The sequence below is a fragment of the Actinomycetes bacterium genome, from assembly GCA_022599915.1.
Classification (GTDB): Bacteria; Actinomycetota; Actinomycetes; order S36-B12.
The window spans coordinates 1-5,521 of the sequence record JAHZLH010000023.1 but is presented as its reverse complement, the minus strand read 5'-3'; the positions used below and the strand labels follow the sequence as shown (position 1 = coordinate 5,521).

Below are 5,521 nucleotides of genomic sequence, written 5' to 3'. Positions count from 1 at the left end.
TCCGCTGAGCCGCGAGCAAACCGATCGGGAAAGATCTGGTAGGCAGTGCTGCGGTAAACCCATTCCGGGGCACCTGGATGGATAGAGCTGCGAAAGTCTCGCGAGTCGGGCGGATCGTGGTCTCGCTGCCCGGCGGCAGTGATCCAGCGGTACCGGTTGGGGCCAGTGTCGGTCAGAAATCGATAGTTAACCACCGGGTTGTGTTGGGTCAGCGTTGCCCGCCACCAGTCTGCGTGCTCATCGCTGCGGTCGAGTTCCGCAGTAACGGTGAAGGGCTCGCCGTCCAGTACTTGGCGGCACAGCACCCGAGTTGCGCCCGCATCCCGCGGCACTCGCAGGAAAACGTCGAACTCGTCACCTAGTTCGGTTGGTGGCTCCGGCAGGTACAGCGGGGACCCATCATGGAACGGGGCCTGCCACATCGACGGTCAGCCCTTGACCGCGCCCGCCGTCATTCCGGTGACCAAGTACTTCTGGGCCACAGCGAATACGGCAATCATCGGTATCGCGCCAATCAGCGCGCCAGCGGCGAACTTGCCCCACTCCTGCAAGTTTCCGGAAACATACGTCTGCAGGCCGACCGCAAGCGTGGTGTTCGAGGTTTCCGGCAACAGGGTCTGCGCGATAGCGAGTTCGTTGAACACGAAGGTGAAGGTCACAAAGAACACGACGACGAGTACCGGCGACGCCAACCGCAAGATCAGACCGAAGAAGATCCGCACGTGACTGGCGCCATCAATCTTGGCTGATTCGTCGATCTCCACCGGGATGGTGTCAAAGAAACCCTTCATCAGGTAGGTGTTGACGCCCAGTGAGCCACCCAAATAAATCAGCACTAGACCGGCGACAGTGCCCAAGCCGAGACCGGGGAAGACCTCACCGATCTCAGTCATCAAAATGAAGATCGCGGTGATCGCCAATATCTGCGGAAACATTTGCAGCAACACCAACGCCAGCAGACCTGGCCGACGACCCTTAAAACGGAGCCGGCTGAAGGCAAAGGCACCGGCGGCCGACATCAACGTCGACATGGTGGAAACCACGACCGCGACACCTAGCGAGTTCAGAAACCAGGTCCCGTAGGGCAGGGCCGTGTTGCTGAATATCTCGGTGAAGTTCTGAGTGCTGATCTCGGCCGGAATGATGAGACACCCGACCGCTGCCAATCCGGTCTTTTCCGGTGGACAAGACGCGGAAAGCGAGCCGACCGGATTGAGTGCCACCCCGATGATGTACGTGATCGGCAGGATCGCCAACGCGACGGCCACAATGGCGATGGCATGACGCCACCCCAGCACAGTGAGCCAACGGCCAAATCCCATTCGTGGAGATGACCTGGTCACCTCTGCAGCTTCTGTATTGGCGCTCATTGCTTGATCTCCTCCAGACGTTTCGTCAGTCGGAAGCCGTAGGCGGCTACGGCCGCCACGATGATGAAGATCAACATCGAAATCGCCGAAGCGAAGCCGAGAAGTTGCTCGCTAGTTCCGAAAGCCAATCGATAGGTGTAGGTGATCAGCAAGTCGGTTTGGCCGCCGTCAATCGGGGAACCAGCGAACGGCCCACCGCCGGTGAGCAGTTCTACCAGGGTGAAGTTGTTGAAGTTGAACGAGAATGAGGCGATCAGCAGTGGTGAGACGCTGACCATCAGCAACGGCAAAGTGATGGTGCGGAAAGCCTTAAATCCGCTGGCACCATCGACAAAAGCAGCCTCTTTCAGGTCGGCGGGAATCGAGGTGAGCGCCCCAGTCACCACGATGTACATGTAGGCGTAGCCGATCCATAGATTCACCAGCAGCAGCGAGAGTTTGGCCAGGGTGCCGTTACCCAACCAGTCGATGGGTTGCCCGATGATCTGGTTGATGATGCCGAAGTCGGTGTTGAGCATGCCCTTCCACACCAGGGCGCTCATGAAGATCGGTATGACGTATGGCAACACCAGGATCACGCGATAGATCTTTTGACCACGCATCTTCGGGTGCTGCATACTCAGCGCCAACAGCAGACCCACGCCAAACTGCAGTGCGACTGTGCCGAGGGCGAAGACGAACGACCACAACAGGATCGGAATGAAGTTCTGTCGAACCCCATCATCATTGACTACCGTGATGTAGTTCTCGAAGCCGACGAAAACTGGCCAGCCTGGTGTGAGGAATTCGCCGTCGTTGGCTCTGGTTTCACCAAGTTCAGGGTCGAATTGATTAGTCGTGAAGAGGCCGACATCACCGTTGGCGGAAAAAACCTTTCCGGTGCTGACCTCAGTGAAGGTATTCGCTTCGGGGTCGTAGACCACATCGGCGCTCTTTAACTCTGCCCGCGTGGGACTGGAAGCTCGGAGGACGAAGCCCTTGTCCGGCTTCCACGGCACCGCCAGTGCCCGCCATTGTGAGTCAAGATCTGGATCGGAAGTGAGGGCACCTAGGTTGAGCACCTCGTAGCCGGGAACGTCGGCAGTCTTGCCACCGGTGGGAGTATCTACGATTTCAACATCCGTGGTGGGTTCTATGCCTTCGGTGGTACCGATGAATACGTCACCACTCTTGGGATCCTCGATCAGCATCGAAACGTTGCCATCTTGTTCGATCGGAAGTACGTCGAAACTTTGGCCCTTGCCGGCAGACTTCTCGCTCTGACCCTCGATCGCGTCGACGGCCTCATTCTCGCTGATCAGATGACCCGTACCGAGGTTGGTGAAAGATGCTCCGAAAGTGTAGAGCGCTGGATAGAGCTGGAAGGCAAATAGGAAGATCAACCCTGGCAGCAGGTACTTCCACGGCAGTCCACCTTTGCGGAAGTAAGTGATGTTGAGCAGCAGCAGCACAACCGTGAGGAAGATGATGGCCAGCCACCACTCGGCTGCAAACGAAGTAGCGATTGCCCAAATACCTAGGACGTCAATGATCCCGAGGATGACTAGTTTGGCGAGCCAAGCACTCAAACTGCCAGAAGGGAATGCGCCGAACGGCGTTTTTCCCTCTGACATCGTGTTACCGCCGTTAGACGGCGGCGCTTTCGTCGGCACACTACTTATCTACCAATGTTTGAACCCGATCGCGGGGTGAAACGGTGGATCGGCTCCATTTCGGTCCCGATCAGAACCGAATCAGGGGACACAGGTAGTAGGTAATGGCGCACCTACCAGGAAGGCATCAATTGCGGCCAGAGTTTGCGGATCTAATGGCACTTCGCCGTGACCTATGTCGCGGGTGTCGCAGGCACTTTGGATGCGATAATTCTTTATCCCCGGAATCTTGCTGGACTCGGGCGGCCTGATGGTCTCATCGTCTTCGCTCCAGATCGATAGCCAATCTTGCGGCCGTTGTGGCTCGGGGAATGACTCCAGGAGGTCGGAATCCGGCTGTAACTGCTTGCAGGCAGTGGGGCAAGCATTCACTAACTCACCGAGCACCGCTACACCCGTTCCTTGATGGGGGCTGGCCAGGGTGATTACCCGACGAAACAGCTCCGGCTGATCGGAGTAGGCGGCCCGGGCGGTGACACCGCCTGCGGAATAGCCAATCAGGTCGGGCGGGGGCTGTCCTTCGGCAATGAGTTCGGCAGCGCGAGTTTCCACGCGTTGGGCGTATTCGCGAAGGTCACCTTCACCATCGTCGATGTCAATGATCTCTGCCTGCATCCCTTGCTGATCAAGCAAACCCGCGAGACGGCTGAGTTGTCCGGTCCCGCCACCGTATCCGGGGATCAGTAAGACCGTTCCTTGCGGAGTTTCGGGTGCGGCTGCTTCGGGTTCTTCTGCCGGACGGAAGAACAACCACCAAGCGAGAATCACGATGAGGACAGCCACAACTGCAGCCAAAAGTGCCTGAGTGAGTTTCACGTTGATAAACCTTCCGCCCTTCCAGCATGAATGCGACGACAGCAGTCGGCAACCGGTTCAACGAATGCGAGGGGCGCAGGCGCCTCAACTACACAGCGCTGAGCCACTATCTGTTTTGCCAGAGGACTTCGTCGGCAGGAAGTCCCAGTCGTACCCAGTCCCGGACAGTTGCATGCGCAAGACACCGTGGCTGTCGTTGAGTCGCGATTGCGAACCCGTCTCAGTCGACTTGAACTCTCGCAATGTTGTCCCGCCGGTACCAACGACAAACTGCCGGACTCCTGCCGGATCATTTACCCCCGCTGGCGAGAGTGGGGCAAATCTTTCGTAAGCGTGTTCATGACCGCTGAGCAGCAGGTCAGTGCCGTGGTCGTACAGCAATTCATAAAGATCGGAAACAGGAGCATAGGAGCCGTGATGCCCACTTGACCACCGTGGACGGTGCCACACCGCAGCGGTGCATTGCGGTAGTTCACCAGACAGCTGGTCAGCCAACCAGGCGTACTGGTCACTGGTGGTATCGCACCCGCCGATCTTGTCGCACTCGGAGTCGAGCATGAAGAATCGCCAACCGCCGATGTCAACCACATACCAAGGATCAGCCAGTGTCCCGACTCTGCTTCCGAAATAGTTGAAGTAGCCGGTGGCCCCCGAGTAGTACTCGTGGTTGCCGGGCACTGGGTAGGTCTTGCTCTTCAGCGAGCCGAAGTGAGGGTCATAGCACTCAGCAAAGTCACGGTCGGTGCCGCTGGGATAGGCGAGATCTCCGGTGGCGACAAACGCTTCGGCGATTGGGTCAATTAACGCGGCGGTCTGATCAGCTGCGCCCTCGCACAGGCCAATGTCACCAGCAACAAAGACCAGCCCTGGCTGTATGGCCGGCACGCTCGGGGTGTCCGTGGCCGAAGGATCAGCAATATCCACGCGACGTTTAGCCGATCGTGCCGACTTACCGTCCTGGTCTTGGCGAACACGGATACGAAATTTCCAACTACCTGACGTCGGCGCGGTGAACTTCACCACCAACTTGCCGTTGCGTTTAGTCGATCGCTGCCAGACCCGAGTCCAATCTCGCGTACCAGCCAGTGCCCGCTGCAGGACCATCTTCCGTTTGGCTTTGGCGCCCTTGGCCTTGACCCGAACTCGGTCCTTGACCTTCTGGCCAGGCGTGAGGGTGGCGCGGTCCGTGGACCAGCCAACGATCTTCGTCGTCGCCCGTGACTCATCGCCCTTGGCTCCGGCGGTTTCGCTTGATTGAGCGGCACCAACCGTAGGCAGCAAGAGCCCAGCAGCCAGCGCTAAAGTCGCGGCGCTGCTAAGCCAGGCACTAGAGCGGTACATAAAAAAAGTGTCGGCAAACCAACAGGCAAAGTAAAGCGGCTCCTAGGGTGAGGCCCACCACTTAACCATCGTGCATCGCCTGAACGACCACCCAATGACAATCACCTGAAAGGTATAGCGCGATTATCCGCCCGATGTGGTTCCCCACATCGCCAACCGCGTTGATCATTTGTTGTTCAGCCGCAACGAGGGCACTAGCCGACCAACTGTGCCGTCAGTGGTCAAGGACACCTATACTCGCTAAGGCGCCGGATACCTCCGGCCCAGCCGCCTTAGCTCAGTCGGTAGAGCAACGCACTCGTAATGCGTAGGTCATCGGTTCGATTCCGATAGGCGGCTCAG

Annotated in this window: 5 protein-coding genes and 1 tRNA gene; 1 reads left to right on the top strand and 5 read right to left on the bottom strand. The window is 58.1% G+C overall.

The window, feature by feature from the left end; translation table 11 throughout:
• The 5 genes from K0U62_04160 to K0U62_04140 all read right to left on the bottom strand — a co-directional run.
• The coding region (locus K0U62_04160; GenBank protein MCH9800715.1) for a glycoside hydrolase family 13 protein at positions 1 to 422 on the bottom strand (422 nt) is incomplete at its 3' end.
• 6 nt (positions 423 to 428) lie between these two features.
• On the bottom strand, positions 429 to 1,370 hold the full coding sequence (locus K0U62_04155; GenBank protein MCH9800714.1) for an ABC transporter permease subunit: 942 nt from the start codon (positions 1,368 to 1,370) through the stop codon (positions 429 to 431).
• On the bottom strand, positions 1,367 to 2,983 hold the full coding sequence (locus K0U62_04150; GenBank protein MCH9800713.1) for an ABC transporter permease subunit: 1,617 nt from the start codon (positions 2,981 to 2,983) through the stop codon (positions 1,367 to 1,369). Before K0U62_04150 ends, K0U62_04155 begins: the two co-directional genes overlap by 4 nt.
• Before the next feature lie 120 nt (positions 2,984 to 3,103).
• The gene (locus tag K0U62_04145) at positions 3,104 to 3,838 is read right to left on the bottom strand and encodes a lipase (protein MCH9800712.1); all 735 of its coding nucleotides are present in this window, start codon (positions 3,836 to 3,838) and stop codon (positions 3,104 to 3,106) included.
• An 84-nt stretch (positions 3,839 to 3,922) separates the two neighbouring features.
• Positions 3,923 to 5,179 carry a metallophosphoesterase gene (locus K0U62_04140; GenBank protein MCH9800711.1) on the bottom strand — a complete coding sequence of 419 codons (1,257 nt, stop codon included), beginning with the start codon at positions 5,177 to 5,179 and terminating at the stop codon, positions 3,923 to 3,925.
• 266 nt (positions 5,180 to 5,445) lie between these two features.
• Here K0U62_04140 and K0U62_04135 point away from each other — a divergent pair.
• A tRNA-Thr gene (locus K0U62_04135) sits at positions 5,446 to 5,518 on the top strand.
• Positions 5,519 to 5,521: the final 3 nt, after the last annotated feature.

Excerpts from the sequence above, each read along its gene's own strand:
- K0U62_04155 (MCH9800714.1), bottom strand. The coding sequence starts at position 1,370 with ATGAGCGCCAATACAGAAGCTGCAGAGGTGACCAGGTCATCTCCACGA.
- K0U62_04150 (MCH9800713.1), bottom strand. The coding sequence starts at position 2,983 with ATGTCAGAGGGAAAAACGCCGTTCGGCGCATTCCCTTCTGGCAGTTTG.
- K0U62_04140 (MCH9800711.1), bottom strand. The coding sequence starts at position 5,179 with ATGTACCGCTCTAGTGCCTGGCTTAGCAGCGCCGCGACTTTAGCGCTG.